The following is a 14,132-nucleotide window of genomic DNA, read 5'->3' as shown; positions in this document are numbered from 1 at the left end:
GGCGCCACCTTAACCGGTTCCCGGGGTCCCACTCAGTAGGCGAGCCGGAACGGGCTGGTCGGCGGCGAGCAGCCCGAAGAACTCGTCGGTGTTCTTCCCCCACGCCAGGGAGTCCCCGTCACTGGTGTACTCGCTGCCGGCGGTGGGCGTCGTGGTGGTCACGGTGTCGCCGCTCATGGCCCACGCGAGCCGCGCGAGATCCCACAGGTGGGTGTCCTTGTCGACGGACAGCGCCTCGACCACCGCGTTCGACAGCCCCCACATCTCGAACGGGTTGAGCAGCGTCGTCGGCGAAGTCGCCTCCTTGAACAGCGCGGACATGAACTCGCGCTGATGCACGACCCGGTCGAGATCGGCGTTCGGTGTGGCGCGCGTGCGCACGTAGCCGAGGGCCTGCGCACCGTCGAGCGTCTGACACCCGGCCTTGATCCGCAGGCCCGCCTTCGGATCGTTGATCGGGTACTTCGGGCACATCTCGACGCCGCCGATCGCATCGACCATGTTCGCGAAGCCGCCGAAGCCGATCTCCGCGTAGTGGTCGATGCGCACGCCGGAGGCCTTCTCGAAGGTCTGCACCAGCAGCTGTGCGCCGGCCGCGTCGCCGTTGCCGGACGTGCTGCCGAGGAAGTAGGCCGCGTTGATCTTGTGCCCGCCCTGCCCGGGGATCTGCACATAGAGGTCGCGGGGGATCGAGACGAGCGTCGCGGCGCCGGACTTCGGGATGTGCACCAGCATGATCGTGTCCGTGCGGGCGCCGCCCAGGTCACCGCCCGTCGCGAGCGCCTTCTGCTGCTCCGGCGTGAGGCCCTCGCGGGCGTCCGTTCCGACGAGCAGCCAGTTCGTGCCGGGGGTGTCGGCGACCCGGCCCGCGTACGACGCGAGCGCGTCGATCCGCGTGAGCTTGCCGTCGAAGTAGATCGTGCCGGCGACCGTGCCCACCAGGAGCAGCACGAGGAACACACCCAACCAGCGGAAGGGGTGCAGCTTGCGCTTGCGCCGGACCTTCTTCGGCGCGGGTGCCGCCGGCGCGGGGGCGACGGCGGACCGCCGGCCGGGGTCCCGGTCCCGGCCGCGGGGCTTGCGCGGGGGACGCGGGGGCGGCGGAACCCGGCCGCCGCTGCTGCCCCGAGCCCCGACGGGCCGCTTGACCTCGCTCGCGGGGAGGGGCTCGGGCTCCTGACGGGGCGCCCACTCCTGCCGGGGCTGCGGTTGCGGCCGCTCGACCCGGGTCGCGCGGGGCTGGGCCGGGCCGGGCTGCGGCGCGCCCTGCGGCGGTCCGGGCCGACGGGGCGGTTGCTGCGCTGCGCGCTGCTGCGGCTGCGGGGGGCCGGGGCGCTGGCCCGGGCGCGGGCGGGGGATGCCCTGCGGGTGCCGGGGCGCGCGGGAGCGCGGGTCGCCCTCGGGGACCTGCGACCAGGCGAGGTTCCGCTCGTCGCGCGGTCGTTCGTCGTTCACGCACATCGACTGTACGGGCCGCAACTGAGAAATCGGCTCAGCACGTGACCCGGGTCGCAGTGCGGGACCTCAGCTCCCCCGGGGGAGCTGGTGTCCCCATCGTGATCTGGTCTCCCCCTTTCTGCGGCCGCGGGGAGACCAGGTGGGAGCGGGGAGCCCGGCTCCCTGTGGGGAGCTGGGAACACGGCGCGATCGCTCAGTCGAGGAAGCCCAGGTGTGGGCGGAGTAGCGCGTAGCCGACGTAGGCGACGACGTCGAGTAGGAAGTGCGCGACGACCAGCGGCCAGAGCCTGCGCCAGCGGTCGTAGGCGGCGCCGAAGATCACGCCCATCACCACGTTCCCCAGACCCGCGCCGAAGCCCTGGTAGAGGTGGTACGAGCCGCGCAGCACCGACGATGCCGCGATGGAGCCGGCCCGCCCGACGCCCAGTTGCCGCAGCCGGGTCATGAGGTAGCCCACGACCACGACCTCCTCCGCGACGGCGTTCCCCGCTGCGAGCAGGACGTAGGTGAGGATCCGCCACCACTGCACGTCGCCCGACGCCGGCACCACGCTCGCCGTCACGCCCAGCGCGCGGCCCACCGCGTACAGCGCCAGGCCGGGGATGCCGATCAGCGCCGCGAGGCCGGTGCCCAGCCCGACGTCGCGCAGCACCTCCCGTCGCGGGCGGCGCAGCGCGAAACCGATATCGGCGAACCGGATGCCCGACCGGTGCAGCAGGTACAGCGCCAGCGCGGCCCACCCGAAGAGCTGCACCGCGCCGAGAACCTGGAGCAGGAAGTCGATCACCGCGTGCGGGCTGCGGACGGGGTTGAGCGTCACCGTCGTCCCGCGCACCCCGGGCCCGAGCTGATAGCCGATCAGGCGGACCGTCGAATACAGGCCCGACCAGGCGAAAGTCACCAGCAGCACGATCGCGACCTCGGCGCGCAGCGGGCGCCGCTCGGCGGTCGGGACGGGCTCGGGGGCGCTCACCGGGACACCCTATCCGGGCACCGTTACGATTGCCCGGTCCTGCAGCGAGTGAAGGGGTCCCAGCGTGTCCGCTCCCACCACCGAGCCCCGGCTGGGGCCCATCGACCGGTACTTCCGCATCTCCGAGCGCGGTTCGACGGTGCCCCGCGAGCTCCGCGGCGGGCTCGTCACCTTCTTCACGATGGCCTACATCGTGGTCCTCAACCCGATCATCATCGGTGGCGTCGTCGGCAACACCAAGAACGTCGACGTGCTCGGCAACGTGCTGCCCACCGCGCAGGTCGCGGCGGTCACCGCACTCGCGGCGGGCCTGATGTGCATCGTCTTCGGCGCGATCGTCAACTACCCGTTCGGCATCGCCGCCGGCCTCGGCGTCAACAGCCTCCTGGCCGTGAGCGTCGCGCCGCAGGTCACCTGGCCCGAGGCGATGGGCCTGGTGGTGATCGACGGCATCATCATCGTGCTGCTCGGCGTCACCGGCTTCCGCACCGCGGTCTTCCGCGCGATCCCCGCCGAGCTCAAGGCCGCGATCGCAGCAGGTATCGGCTGCTTCATCGCCTTCATCGGTTTCGTCGACGCGGGCTTCGTCCGGCGCATCCCGGACGCCGCCGGCACGACGGTGCCCGTCGGGCTCGGCATCGGCAACTCCGTCGCGGCCTGGCCGACGGCCGTCTTCGTGTTCGGCGTGCTGCTCATCGGTGTGCTCGTGGTCCGCAAGGTTCCCGGTGCGATCCTGCTGGGCATCGTCATCACCACGATCGTCGCCCTGATCGTGCAGAAGGTGGCCGGCCTGGGACCGTCGTTCAAGGACCCGCACGGCTGGAGCCTGAACATCCCCGAGCTCCCGTCGAGCCTGGGCGGGCTGCCGGACCTGTCGCTGGTCGGCGAGGTCGACGTCTTCGGCGCCTTCACCCGGATCGGGGTGCTCGCCGCGTCGGTGCTGGTCTTCGCGCTGGTGCTGTCGAACTTCTTCGATGCCATGGGCACCATCACGGGTCTCACCAAGGAGGCGGACCTGATGCGCGAGGACGGCACCGTCCCGAACATCGGCAAGGCGCTCACCGTCGAGGGCGTGGGCGCGATCGTGGGCGGCGGCGCCTCGGCCTCGTCGAACACCGTCTTCGTCGAGTCCGCGTCGGGCATCGCCGAGGGCGCGCGCACGGGCCTGGCGAACATCGTGACCGGCGTGCTCTTCCTCGCCGCGATGTTCTTCACCCCGCTCTACGAGGTCGTCCCGTCCGAGGCCGCCGCGCCGGCACTGGTCATCGTCGGCGCCATGATGCTCGGCCAGCTCAAGGACATCGACTGGACCAAGTTCTACGTGGTCCTGCCCGTGTTCCTCACCGTGGTCTCGATGCCGTTCACCTACTCGATCGCGAACGGTATCGGCATCGGCTTCATCACCTGGGTGGTGATGGCCGTCGCGCGCGGGAAGGCCAAGGAGGTGCACCCGCTGCTGTGGGTGGTCTCCGGCCTGTTCCTGCTGTACTTCGCCAAGGAACCGATCGAGGTGCTGTTCGGGATCTGACGGGGGGTTACCTGCCGTCGCCGCCGGAGGGATCGCCGGACGACGGTGCCTGATCGTCGAGGCTCGGCGCGCGCCCGCGGGCGGCCTTCTCGGCGGCCTTCGCGTCCTTCTCCGCCTGCTTGGCGAGGGCTTTCGCCTCCTTCTCGACGGCCTTCTGCTGCTTCTTCTTGGCGCGCTTGCGGCGCTGCACCTCGAGGAAGATCGCCAGCGCGATCGCGGCGACCACACCGATGACGACGCCGATGAGGGTCGCCCAGCGGAATCCCGCGGCGTTCTGGTCGATCTTGGTGCGCGCGTAGCTGGCGCCGCTGCCGGTGCCGATCGCGACGGCCAGCGTCATGAGGTTCGGTACCGCGGCGACCACGGCGATGAGGCCGAGGACGGTCGCGATCTTCGGATGGTCGGCGGCGCGCCGCGCGGCGAACCACAGGATCAGGAGCGGGAGCCCGGCGCAGAGGAAGCCGATGCCCAGCCCGAAGACGGTGCCCTTGAGGGTGCCGCCGTCGGTGCCGACCCAGCCGACCAGCATGTCGGCCCACTTGCGCGGGAGGTACGCGGCGAGCGCGAAGTAGGCGGCGATGAGCACGGCCACGAGGATCGCGGCGACGATCGCGCGCTTGAGCCACTTCTTCGCCGCATCGCCGGCGCGGGTGGCGACGTCCTCGGCCTTCGTCTTGGCGCGCGTCGCCGCATCGTCGACGTGCGTCTTCGCGCGGGTGGCCGCGTCATCGACGTGGGTCCGTGCGCGGGTGGCCGCGTCGTCGACGTGGGTCCGGGCGCGCGTCGCGAGGTCGGGCTTCGGCTCGCCTTCGGGCTGGTCGGGGGAGGGATTCTCCGGTGTGGCGCTCATTACCTCAATCTAGACCGTTCTTTGCCGACGCACATCATGTACAGTTGTACATGTACAAATGTCCATGAGGAGGCCGTCATGACCGCACCACCGCGCCGCCGCGATCCGGAGCGCCGCCGCCGGGAGATCGTCGAGGCAGCGGCGGCGATCGTCGTCGAACAGGGCCCGGACGCGCTGACCCACCGCAAGGTCGCCGCCCGCGCCGGTGTGCCCCTCGGTTCGACCACCCAGTACTTCGCGACGCTCGACGACCTCCGTGCCGCGGCGCTCTCATCGCTGGTGCTCGAAGCGGAGGAGTGGCTCGACGAGCTGGAGGAGGCCTTCGTGCGGGAGGGGGCGTCGCCGTCGGCCTACGCGGCCGCGGTGCACTGCTACCTGTGTGACCCCCAGCTCGTGGGGGCCGACTTCGCCCTGACCTGTGCCGCGCCGCTGCACCCGGGCCTCAAGGAGCTCAGCGACCGGTGGGCGGCGGACTTCGCCGAGACGCTCGAGCGGTACGTCACCCCGGACAGCGCCGAGGCGGTGGCCATGCTCACCGACGGCGCGATCATGCACACCGTCCTCGCCGCGCAGCCGCCCGACCCGGCGCGGCTCGAGCGCGCCGTCGCCGCGCTCTGGACCCCCCGACAGGAGACGACGCCATGACCGACACCGACCACCAGGCGCCGCCCGTAGCCTCCGCTGCGCGACGCTGGGCCGCGGCGCTGCTGCTCTCGGCGAGCCTGCTCGTCATCACGGTGGACATGACGATTCTCAACATCGCCGTGCCCGACCTCGCGGCCGACCTGAGGCCGACTGCTGCACAACAACTGTGGATCATCGACGTGTACTCGCTGGTCCTCGCCGGCCTGCTCGTGTCCACCAGCTCGCTGGGGGATCGCTTCGGGCGCAAGCGGATGCTCCTGCTGGGCTATGTGGTGTTCGGTATCGCCTCGGCGCTGGTGCTGTGGGCGGAGACGCCGGCTCAGGTGATCGCGCTGCGGGCGGCGCTCGGTGTGGGCGGCGCGATGATCATGCCCACGACGCTGACGATGCTGCGCGTGATCTTCACCGACCCGGCGGAACGCGCGAAGGCGCTCGGACTGTGGGCTGCGGTGTCGGGGGTCGGCGCCGCGGTCGGCCCGATCGTGGGCGGCGTGCTGCTCGAGAACTTCTCGTGGCGCGCGGCGTTCATGGTCAACGTGCCGGTCATGGTGATCGTGCTCGTCGTCGGGATCTTCCTGCTCCCGGAGTCGAAGGTCGGGGCGACCGGAGCGTGGGACTGGGTCGGCGCGCTCATGTCGATCACCGGCATGGTGGCGCTGGTGTGGGCCATCAAGCGCTTCGCGAAGGACCACACGCTGCTCTCGGGCCCCGCGCTGGTCGCCCTCCTGCTCGCGGTGCTCGTCCTCGGGTTGTTCGTCCGGCGGTCGCTGCACCGCGCGAATCCGCTGCTCGATGTGCGACTCTTCGAGCGCCGGCAGTTCTCCGCGGGGATCGTCGCGGCGCTGGGCGTGATGTTCGCGATGGCCGCGGCCCTGCTGCTGCTCGCACAGTGGATGCAGCTCGTGGCCGGCTACGGGCCCATCGAGACCGGCGTCCGGCTACTGCCCGTCGCCCTGGCCGCGGTCGTCTCGTCGCTGGCCGCCCCCTGGCTGGCGAACGTGCTGAACGCCCGCGTCGTGCTCGCGGGCGGCCTGGTCGCGGCCGCGGTGGGCATGGTCCTCCTCGCCGTGCCGTCGGATCTGGACTACGCCGGCCTGGTGGCGCCGCTCGTCCTCGTCGGCGTCGGCATGGGCGCGATGACGGTCGCCTCGGCGATGATCATGTCCGGCACGCCGGAGGAGAAGGCGGGTAACGCCGCCGCGCTGGAGGAGACGAGCTACGACTTGGGCAACGTGCTCGGCGTCGCGGTCCTCGGCAGCGTCGCCGCGATGCTCTACACCGCGGACGCCGACTTCGGCGCGATCCCGGGCGTCGATGCCGCCACGGCCGGCGCTGCCGGGGAGTCGCTGGGCGCCGCGATGGCGATCGCGCAGCAGGCGGGATTACCCGCCCTGGCCGAGCACGCGGCCAGCGGTTTCACCGCATCGTTGCAGACCACCGGTCTGGTCGGCGGCGTGATCCTGTTCGCCGTCGCGCTGGGGGTGTACGCCCTGACGCCGAACGGCACGGACATCACGCAGCAGGCGCACTGATTCGGGTGGCCGCTCACGATGTCGAGTCCTGGTGATGAGGAGCGCGTCAGAACACCTCCGTGTCCTCAGAACTCGACATCGTGAGGCGACTCGTCCGAGGCGCGCGATGGCGCCGCGTGCGCACGAGGTCCATGACGTCTGCGAGGACCGCGTCCCAACCGAACATCACCTCGGCGTAGTCGATCCGCAGCACGCGGTAGCCGCCCACGGTCGCGACCCGATCGCGGCGGTTGTCCTCCGTGCGTTGTCGGTCGTTGTGGAACTCCCGGCTGTCGCATTCGAGGATCAGCCTCTCGCCGACGAGGAGATCGACACGGCCGACGTCCTCGATCTCGACCTGGCTCCGCACCAGCACGTTCGCGTTTCGCAGGCGGACGCGGGTCACGGATTCGGTGCCGGAGCCCGCGCGCGGGTCGACCTTGTCGAGGAGCCGCAGCACGCGCTGCGGTGCGCCCTCGAAGATCGCGCGGAGCTCGTTCTCCGAGTACGGGTTCGGCATGCGCAGCGTCGAATCCAGGACCGCGACCAGGTAGTCGCCCGAGAGGCAGCCGGCGGCGCACTGCAGCGCCGCGGGGAGTGGATCGATCGCACGGGTCGACGCCGGTAGTCCGTGGTGGGAACGACAGCGGGCCGAGCGATCGGTCGAGCCGGGAGTGCTCGGAGTTCCGCTCCCGGCCACTCGGGCTCGCGCGGTCGCGAGCCGGCTCGCCGCGGCGGCGCGGTGGGCCGGCCAGCGGACGTGACTGCGCGTGATACCCGGGGGCACCCACACACCCGGTGCGAACCGCAGGGCGGAAACGCAGGTCAGGGTGCCCCCGCTGCGCACCGCCGCGACGACCGCGGAATCAGCCCCGTCGATCGCGTACCAGCCCCTGCGGATCACGGTGAGAACGCCCGCGTGGCGCAGGGCGCTGATCTCCTTCGGATCGGCGCCGTGCGCGATCAGCCGGGCTCGGGAGACGACGCCGCCGTCGCACAGCGCGGCGACCAGTGCGATGAGATCCATGCCGCAACGGTGCCCCGCTGGTCGGGCCCGGCCGCTCGGCCCGGGGGGCGTTATCCCCAGGAAGCGTACGAAACCTTCCTCGCGCGGCCGACTACTTCACAACGTCGAGATCCGGTGAGGTGGAGGTGCGTCAGGACATCTGCGAGCGCCCAGGATTCGACATCCTGAGGAGATCAGCTCGCGCGGAGGCCGTTGAGGAAGGGGCAGCCCAGCAGGATGCGGATGCCGCGCTGCAGGGCGGCCATGTCGTCGGCGGGCTGCGCGAAGTTCAGCCGCACGTCGACGTCGGAGAGCTCGTGGTGCTCGGCGCGCAGGCGGATGCCGAAGCGGTCGATGCCCAGGAGGCGGATCCGGTGGTTGCGCAGCCTGCCGGGCAGGCGGCGGGCCAGCTGTCCGACCATCTCGGGGTGTCCGGACTCGACGTGCGCGAGCCAGGCGGTCTCGTAGCCGGCGAAGGGATCGGGCTCGGCGGCGGCCAGCTCGTCCCCGGTCACCGACGAGGCGCCGGCGGCGTCCGCGAGCACGGCGGACTCGATCGGCATGGTCAGCAATCGCGAGCCGTTGCCCACGTCGAGCAGTGCTTCGAGGGGGTTCTCGGCCGCGATCCGGGCGGCGAGGGCGGCACCGTCGGCCGCCTCGGACAGCCGGCCGGAGAGCCAGACCAGGGAGCGGGTGCGCTCCCGCAGCGGGAGTGGCGAGATGTCGTTGATCTCCACCATCGCGCGCACGCCCTCGAGCCAGGGTGCGTCGTCGGCCACGGCGACCACCAGCCGATCGCCCAGTACGTGATGGAGGGCGACGGTGATCGGCTCGTAGCCGTCGGCCGCGAGGACCGCTGCATGGGGGACGGCCGCGATCGTGCGGACACGCTCGGCCGGTGTCGGCTCGGCGATGGTCGGGGCGCTCATGACGACTCCTCTCGCTCGGTGGGTGATGATCATGAAGGTAACCCTAACCTAATGCGGCGGGCAACCCCGGGCAAGAGTTAGGGTCAACGTGATGGCGATCGAACTGGAGTTGCTCGCGCCCCCGCGCGAGCCGATGTCCCTGGTCGACGGGCTGGCGGTGGCGGCACCGTCGGGCCGCTCGAGCTGCACCTACGCGCCCGCGGATCCCACCGCGCTCGTGGAGTTCCTCGTGCACGGCGTGCACGACGAGGGCCCCGGTTTCGAGATCGCGGTGGCCGACGCCGACGAGGCCGTGGCGGTGCTGTGCGCGACCGTCGCCGCCCTCACCGGCGACGACATCCCGGCCGCGCTCGCCGCCCCCGACGAGGCGCGCCTGGCCGCGCTGAACCCCATGGCGCAGGACGCGGTGCGCGAACGGCTGCGGCACCTCGTCGTGCCCGACCCGCAGGCGGTCACCGACCGGTTGCACGCGCTCGGGCTGACGTAGTCCGCTCCGGGGCGAGTCGGGTCAGGGGAGCCGGTCGACCGGGACCGTCCAGGCGTCCCCGCACGGTGATGTGGTGCGGACGGCCGCGCCGCGCTGGAACCAGGTGACGAGCAGGGGACTGTCGAGCCGGTGCGGCGCACCGTCGTCGAGCTGCGTCCACAGCCCGGCCGCCGCCGCGGCCGAATCCAGCTCCGCCCTGGTGATCCCGTGGTCGACCATCATGCCCAGCGTGCCGCCGACGAGACACGCCTGCTGCGCCGCCTCGCGGCGCAGGTACTCCGTCCCGAGGAGGCTCGACGCGCCGCCGACACTGCGGACGAGCGCCCGGATGTCGTGGCTCTGGCCCGCGTCGACGGCGACCCGGGTCGCCGCGGCCTGCGCGAGCCATTGGATACCCGATGCCAGCTGGCTGCCGGTGCCGGCCACCAGAGACGAGTAGTTGACCGCCGTCCCGAGGGAGCACGTCCAGAAGCCCCGGACCGGTGTGGACGCGGGGCAGCTGGTCGAGGGCGGCGGCACGTCGTCCGGGGTGTCGAACAGGACCACGGGCGGCAGGGTCGTGCCCCAGACCCTGCTGAAACAGCCGTTGGCGGCGTTCGCGAACGCCTGCAACTCCGCGAGGGAGGTCGACCATCCGGGGAGCGCGCAGGGCGTCGGCGTCGCGAGGGTCTTCTGCAGGATCGTGTTGCGGCGTACCTGGGGCACGCTGGGGGCGACCGGCGTGCGGGTGGCGGCGATGCGTTCGGAGGCGACGACCGTACGCGGCGAGGACGTGTCGCGGGCGTCCCGGAGTGCCGAGCGGACCGCGAACGTGCCGATCAGCGCGGCGCCCACCACGAGCAGGACGACGACGGTCGCCGCCGCCGTGATCAGTGCGGCCCGGGCTCGCCGCGAACCCCGGTACCCCCGGGGAACGGGCGGCGCGCCGTACGGGACGAAGTCCCGGTGCTCGGGTCGGGGATCGGGGCCGGTCATCGCGCAGTCCTCGGGGTCGTTGCGGGCACGGTGGGTGGGGCGGCTACGAGACCTGGTCGACGGGGACCGACCAGGCGGTTCGGCAGACGTCCTGCGTGGGCGAGAGGCGGCCGCGGTCGAACCAGCTCTGCGCGGTGCCCCGCGCCATGACCGCGTCCTTCGAGGTCGCGGAGATCACCGTCCACGAGGCGGCCTCGCTCGACGCCTCCTCCATGTCCCGTGCCTGGATACCGTGCCCCACCAGCTTGGTGAGGGTCGCCCCGGCGAGGCACAGGTTCTGCAGGTGGCGGCGCCGCAGGTATTCGGCACCCTGGTCGCTCGTCGGCCCGCCGGCCGTGCGCACCAGCGCGTCGACGTCGGCGGAGACGCCGCTGCGCCGTTCGGTGCGGCCCGCCACGTCGAGCGACAACCACATCAGTGCCGCTCCGGCCTGGCTGCCGATGCCGGCGCGCGCCCGCTCGTAGTTGATCATCGTCACGTCGTCGCAGGTGATGATGCTCTGGATCCGCTTGTCGGCCGTGCACGCCCCGGCGACAGTGCCGTCGGGCGCGGGATCGAAGACCTCGACGCGCGACGTGGGCAGGCGCCACATGCCGCCGAGGCACGCCGTTGCGGCCTGGGAGAACGCCTGCATCGCCGCCCGGTCCGTGGACCACGCCGGGAGCGGGCAGGTCGCCGGGGCGGTGAGGGTGGTCGTGAACAGGCTGTTGGCGCTGATCTGGTCGACGCTCGGCGCGGGCGGCGGCGTCGCCGCCCCGGTGATCCCCGGGAGCGGTCCGGCGTCGTCGCGGCCCGACTTCGAGACCGCGGCCCAGCCGACCGCGCCCGCGAGGAGGACGACCGCGGCGACCAGGGTGAGCCAGCCGGCGAGGCCGAGCCGGCGCGGGTGCCGCACGCCACCGGTGCCGGAGCGGCCGGACGAGTACGGGCTGCCCGTGGGCAGGCGATCCGAGCGCCAGGGGTTGGGACCGGTCGGCGCCGGGCCGGAACTGATCCGATCCAGCGGGTTCTCGTCCTGCACCATGCGCCCTCCTGTTTCTGCAAGAACGGAAACGACTGTACTGAATCACCGGACATCCGCCGCGCAACGGTCGCCCCGCTAGGCTCGGGGCGTGACGCGCATCGCCTACTTCGGCCCCGAGGGGACGTTCACCGAGATGGCGCTGCTCCAGTGCCAGGAGCTCGCCGCACGCGGCACGATGACGGTGCCGGGGCTCGAACTGGTCGGTGCCGAGCGGATCAGCGCCCCGAGTCAGGCGGCCGCCCTCGAGATGGTTGCCGACGGTGCCGCCGACCTCGCGTGCGTGCCCATCGAGTCGTCCGTCGAGGGGCCGGTGACGCCGACCGTCGACGCGCTCGGTTTCGGTGCGCCACTGCAGATCTTCGCCGAGACCGACCTCGCCGTCGCGTTCTCCGTCGCCGCCACGGTGCCACTGTCCGAGGCGCGGACGGTGGGCGCGTACCCGGTGGCGGCGGCGCAGGTCAGGGCGTGGCTCGCCGTGAACATGCCGCAGGCGCAGGTGGTTCCGGCCGCATCGAACGCGGCCGCGGCACTCGACGTGGCGGAGGGCCGGGTCGATGCGGGCGTCACGACGGCGCTCGCCGCGCGCAGGTACGGCGTGCCCGAGGCGGCCACGGGCGTCGCCGACGTCGCCGATGCCCGCACCCGGTTCGTGTTGTGCGGCAGGCCCGGGCCGGCACCCGAACGCACCGGTAGCGACTGCACGGCCGTGATGCTGGACGTGCCCAGCCGGCCCGGATCGCTGGCCCTGGCGATGGCCGAGTTCGCTCTCCGCGGTGTCGATCTCACCCGCATCGAGTCCCGCCCGAAGCGAACGGTGTTCGGCAGCTACGTCTTCCATTTCGACTGCGTGGGCCACATCGACGACCCCGCGGTGGGGGAGGCGCTGCGCGCGCTGCACCGTGTGTGCGACGAGGTCCGCTTCCTCGGCTCCTGGCCCCGACCCGGCGGGCCCGGCACGGCCCCCGTCGACCCGGGGGACTCCGAGTCGTGGTTCGACGGCCTGCGCAGGGGGGAGCGATGACGGGGCTGTTGCACCTGGTCCGGCACGGCCAGACCACGGCGAACGTCGCGCGGATCCTCGACACCCGCCCGCCCGGGGCGCCGCTCACCCCCGAGGGTGTGGAGCAGGCGCGCCGTTTCGGGGTGGAACGACCGGACGTCGCGCCCGCCGTGCTGCTCAGTTCGGTCGCGCGGCGCGCGCAGCAGACCGCGGCGCACATCGCCGCCGCGTGGGGCGTGGAGACCGCCGCGATCGAGGGAGTGCACGAGGTGCAGGCCGGCGACCTCGAGGGCTTCCACGACGAGGCGTCCATCGCGGTCTTCCAGGACGTCGTGCGGCGCTGGTACGAGGGCGAGGCGGGCGCCGCGATGCCCGGCGGCGAGAGCGCCGACGACCTGCTCGCGCGGTACCTCCCCGCCGTCGACGCGATCCGCGCCGAGCACCTCCCGCGGGGCGACGCCTACCTCGTCAGCCACGGGGCGGCCATCCGGCTCGTCGGCTTCCACCTGTCCGGGGTCGACGGTGCCTACGCGCACAAGCACCACCTGCCCAACACCGGCGAGATCGTGCTCCGGCCCGTCGGCGACGCCGGCTGGGAACTCGTGAGCTGGGCCGACGCCCCGTCGCACCTGGACCCGATGGGCTGACCGCCGGGCGCGCGCGTGCCTCGAGCGCATCGCTCAGCTGAAGGCGGCCTCGAGGGCGATGTGCGCGGCTGCGGCGAAGCTCTTCTCGCGGTCCTCGGACGGCATGGCCTCCTCGCGGAAGAGGTGGTCGCTCACCGTGAGCACCGTCAGGGCCTCACCGCCCTCCGCGGCGGCGACGGCGTAGAGCGCGGCGGTCTCCATGTCGACGCCGAGGACGCCGTGGTCGCGCAGGCCCTCGTGCAGGCCCGGTCGCGCCAGGTAGAAGTGATCCGAGGAGAACACGGGGCCCACCCGCACCGGCGTCCCGGCCCGGTCCGCGGCGTCCACCGCCGCGCGGAGCAGCGGGTACGACGCGGCGGGCGCGAACGTCACGCCCGGGATGCGCGGGGCGTTGATCGCGGAATCGGTGTGCGCGGCGGTCGCGACGATCACGTCGCCGAGCGCGAGATCGTCCTGGAAGCCGCCCGACGTGCCGACCCGGACGATCCGCCGCACCCCGTACTCGCGGTACAGCTCGGTCGCGTAGATGGTCATCGTCGGCATGCCCATGCCGGAGCCCATCACCGAGATCGGCCGGCCGCCGACGGTGCCCGTGTACGCCTCCATGCCGCGCACCTCGTTGACGAGGCGGGCGTCGTCGAACAGTGTCTCGGCGATGCGGCGGGCGCGGCGCGGGTCGCCCGGCATGAGGACGGCGGGCGCGTAGTCGCCGGGGGCGGCGGAGTTGTGCGGGGTCGGCATGCGAGATCCTTTCAGGCCCAGCCCAGGTCGTGCAAACGGTGGTCGTCGATACCGAAATGATGGCCGATCTCGTGCAGCACGGTCACCCGGATCTCGTGGCGGAGCTGCTCCTCGGTGTCGCAGATGTCCATCAGGGCCTCGCGGTAGATGGTGATGGTGTCGGGCAGCGTGCCCACGTAGTTCCAGTCGCGCTCGGTCAACGAGATGCCCTCGTACAGGCCGAGCAGCGTCGGCTCGTCCTCGTTGCGGTCGCGCACCAGCACGACCACGTTGTCCATCGCCTTCGCGAGCTCGGGCGGGACGTCGTCGAGCGCGTCCGACACCCACTCCTGGAACGCGCGGCGGGAGACGTGCACGG

15 protein-coding genes are annotated in these 14,132 nt (G+C 72.3%); 6 read left to right on the top strand and 9 right to left on the bottom strand.

Features of this window, described 5'->3' with window-relative positions; all coding sequences use genetic code 11:
- Positions 1–9 precede the first annotated feature (9 nt).
- Together ELY19_RS23985 and ELY19_RS06695 are read right to left on the bottom strand one after the other, a co-directional pair.
- Positions 10–1,455 carry an LCP family protein gene (locus ELY19_RS23985; RefSeq protein WP_265582781.1) on the bottom strand — a complete coding sequence of 482 codons (1,446 nt, stop codon included), beginning with the start codon at positions 1,453–1,455 and terminating at the stop codon, positions 10–12.
- A gap of 196 nt (positions 1,456–1,651) precedes the next feature.
- Entirely contained in the window at positions 1,652–2,431 is a 780-nt protein-coding gene (locus ELY19_RS06695) for a CPBP family intramembrane glutamic endopeptidase (RefSeq protein WP_126195525.1), read from the bottom strand.
- Positions 2,432–2,495: 64 nt separating this feature from the next.
- Here ELY19_RS06695 and ELY19_RS06690 point away from each other — a divergent pair, with 64 nt between their 5' ends.
- Positions 2,496–3,959 (top strand): NCS2 family permease, encoded by a 1,464-nt coding sequence (locus ELY19_RS06690; RefSeq protein ID WP_126195524.1) that lies wholly within the window; start codon positions 2,496–2,498, stop codon positions 3,957–3,959.
- A gap of 7 nt (positions 3,960–3,966) precedes the next feature.
- On the opposite strand, the gene ELY19_RS23385 is transcribed toward ELY19_RS06690, so the two are convergent.
- Positions 3,967–4,809 (bottom strand): hypothetical protein, encoded by an 843-nt coding sequence (locus ELY19_RS23385; protein ID WP_164711535.1) that lies wholly within the window; start codon positions 4,807–4,809, stop codon positions 3,967–3,969.
- Positions 4,810–4,887: 78 nt separating this feature from the next.
- Between ELY19_RS23385 and ELY19_RS23380 the strand changes: the two genes are divergently transcribed.
- Complete coding sequence (locus ELY19_RS23380; protein WP_164711534.1) at positions 4,888–5,454, top strand: TetR/AcrR family transcriptional regulator; 567 nt, start codon at positions 4,888–4,890, stop codon at positions 5,452–5,454.
- Entirely contained in the window at positions 5,451–6,986 is a 1,536-nt protein-coding gene (locus ELY19_RS06675) for an MFS transporter (RefSeq protein ID WP_126195521.1), read from the top strand. Before ELY19_RS23380 ends, ELY19_RS06675 begins: the two co-directional genes overlap by 4 nt.
- A 46-nt stretch (positions 6,987–7,032) precedes the next feature.
- Here the strand turns inward: ELY19_RS06675 and ELY19_RS06670 are convergent, their stop codons facing one another.
- Both ELY19_RS06670 and ELY19_RS06665 read right to left on the bottom strand, forming a co-directional pair.
- Entirely contained in the window at positions 7,033–7,992 is a 960-nt protein-coding gene (locus ELY19_RS06670) for a type IV toxin-antitoxin system AbiEi family antitoxin domain-containing protein (protein ID WP_126195520.1), read from the bottom strand.
- Positions 7,993–8,165: 173 nt separating this feature from the next.
- Positions 8,166–8,900: a DUF2470 domain-containing protein gene (locus tag ELY19_RS06665; protein ID WP_126195519.1), complete on the bottom strand. Its 735-nt coding sequence runs from the start codon at positions 8,898–8,900 to the stop codon at positions 8,166–8,168.
- 91 nt (positions 8,901–8,991) lie between these two features.
- Here ELY19_RS06665 and ELY19_RS06660 point away from each other — a divergent pair, with 91 nt between their 5' ends.
- Positions 8,992–9,387 carry a hypothetical protein gene (locus ELY19_RS06660; RefSeq protein ID WP_126195518.1) on the top strand — a complete coding sequence of 132 codons (396 nt, stop codon included), beginning with the start codon at positions 8,992–8,994 and terminating at the stop codon, positions 9,385–9,387.
- Between the two features lie 21 nt (positions 9,388–9,408).
- Here the strand turns inward: ELY19_RS06660 and ELY19_RS06655 are convergent, their stop codons facing one another.
- Both ELY19_RS06655 and ELY19_RS06650 read right to left on the bottom strand, forming a co-directional pair.
- Positions 9,409–10,362 carry a hypothetical protein gene (locus tag ELY19_RS06655; protein ID WP_126195517.1) on the bottom strand — a complete coding sequence of 318 codons (954 nt, stop codon included), beginning with the start codon at positions 10,360–10,362 and terminating at the stop codon, positions 9,409–9,411.
- Positions 10,363–10,405: 43 nt separating this feature from the next.
- The gene (locus tag ELY19_RS06650; RefSeq protein ID WP_126195516.1) at positions 10,406–11,386 is read right to left on the bottom strand and encodes a hypothetical protein; all 981 of its coding nucleotides are present in this window, start codon (positions 11,384–11,386) and stop codon (positions 10,406–10,408) included.
- Between the two features lie 133 nt (positions 11,387–11,519).
- Here ELY19_RS06650 and pheA point away from each other — a divergent pair, with 133 nt between their 5' ends.
- Together pheA and ELY19_RS06640 are read left to right on the top strand one after the other, a co-directional pair.
- Entirely contained in the window at positions 11,520–12,407 is an 888-nt protein-coding gene (gene pheA, locus ELY19_RS06645; RefSeq protein ID WP_416222734.1) for a prephenate dehydratase, read from the top strand.
- Positions 12,404–13,033: a histidine phosphatase family protein gene (locus tag ELY19_RS06640; protein ID WP_126195514.1), complete on the top strand. Its 630-nt coding sequence runs from the start codon at positions 12,404–12,406 to the stop codon at positions 13,031–13,033. Before pheA ends, ELY19_RS06640 begins: the two co-directional genes overlap by 4 nt.
- Positions 13,034–13,066: 33 nt before the next feature.
- Here ELY19_RS06640 and deoD read toward each other — a convergent pair whose 3' ends face one another.
- Both deoD and ELY19_RS06630 read right to left on the bottom strand, forming a co-directional pair.
- The gene (gene deoD / locus ELY19_RS06635; RefSeq protein WP_126195513.1) at positions 13,067–13,774 is read right to left on the bottom strand and encodes a purine-nucleoside phosphorylase; all 708 of its coding nucleotides are present in this window, start codon (positions 13,772–13,774) and stop codon (positions 13,067–13,069) included.
- An 11-nt stretch (positions 13,775–13,785) separates the two neighbouring features.
- Positions 13,786–14,130, bottom strand: coding sequence for a metallopeptidase family protein (locus ELY19_RS06630; RefSeq protein ID WP_126195512.1), 345 nt, complete (start codon positions 14,128–14,130; stop codon positions 13,786–13,788).
- Positions 14,131–14,132 lie beyond the last annotated feature (2 nt).

The sequence above is a fragment of the Tsukamurella paurometabola genome (assembly GCF_900631615.1).
Taxonomy (GTDB): Bacteria; Actinomycetota; Actinomycetes; order Mycobacteriales; family Mycobacteriaceae; genus Tsukamurella; species Tsukamurella paurometabola_A.
Note: the sequence above shows the minus strand (reverse complement) of the source record. Positions and strands in the feature narration are given on the sequence as shown.

Bases quoted from the DNA above. Each gene is read 5' to 3' on its own strand.
- ELY19_RS23385 (WP_164711535.1), bottom strand. From the start codon at position 4,809: ATGAGCGCCACACCGGAGAATCCCTCCCCCGACCAGCCCGAAGGCGAG.
- ELY19_RS23380 (WP_164711534.1), top strand. From the start codon at position 4,888: ATGACCGCACCACCGCGCCGCCGCGATCCGGAGCGCCGCCGCCGGGAG.
- ELY19_RS06675 (WP_126195521.1), top strand. From the start codon at position 5,451: ATGACCGACACCGACCACCAGGCGCCGCCCGTAGCCTCCGCTGCGCGA.
- ELY19_RS06670 (WP_126195520.1), bottom strand. From the start codon at position 7,992: ATGGATCTCATCGCACTGGTCGCCGCGCTGTGCGACGGCGGCGTCGTC.
- ELY19_RS06665 (WP_126195519.1), bottom strand. From the start codon at position 8,900: ATGAGCGCCCCGACCATCGCCGAGCCGACACCGGCCGAGCGTGTCCGC.
- ELY19_RS06660 (WP_126195518.1), top strand. From the start codon at position 8,992: ATGGCGATCGAACTGGAGTTGCTCGCGCCCCCGCGCGAGCCGATGTCC.
- ELY19_RS06655 (WP_126195517.1), bottom strand. From the start codon at position 10,362: ATGACCGGCCCCGATCCCCGACCCGAGCACCGGGACTTCGTCCCGTAC.
- ELY19_RS06650 (WP_126195516.1), bottom strand. From the start codon at position 11,386: ATGGTGCAGGACGAGAACCCGCTGGATCGGATCAGTTCCGGCCCGGCG.
- pheA (WP_416222734.1), top strand. From the start codon at position 11,520: ATGGCGCTGCTCCAGTGCCAGGAGCTCGCCGCACGCGGCACGATGACG.
- ELY19_RS06640 (WP_126195514.1), top strand. From the start codon at position 12,404: ATGACGGGGCTGTTGCACCTGGTCCGGCACGGCCAGACCACGGCGAAC.
- deoD (WP_126195513.1), bottom strand. From the start codon at position 13,774: ATGCCGACCCCGCACAACTCCGCCGCCCCCGGCGACTACGCGCCCGCC.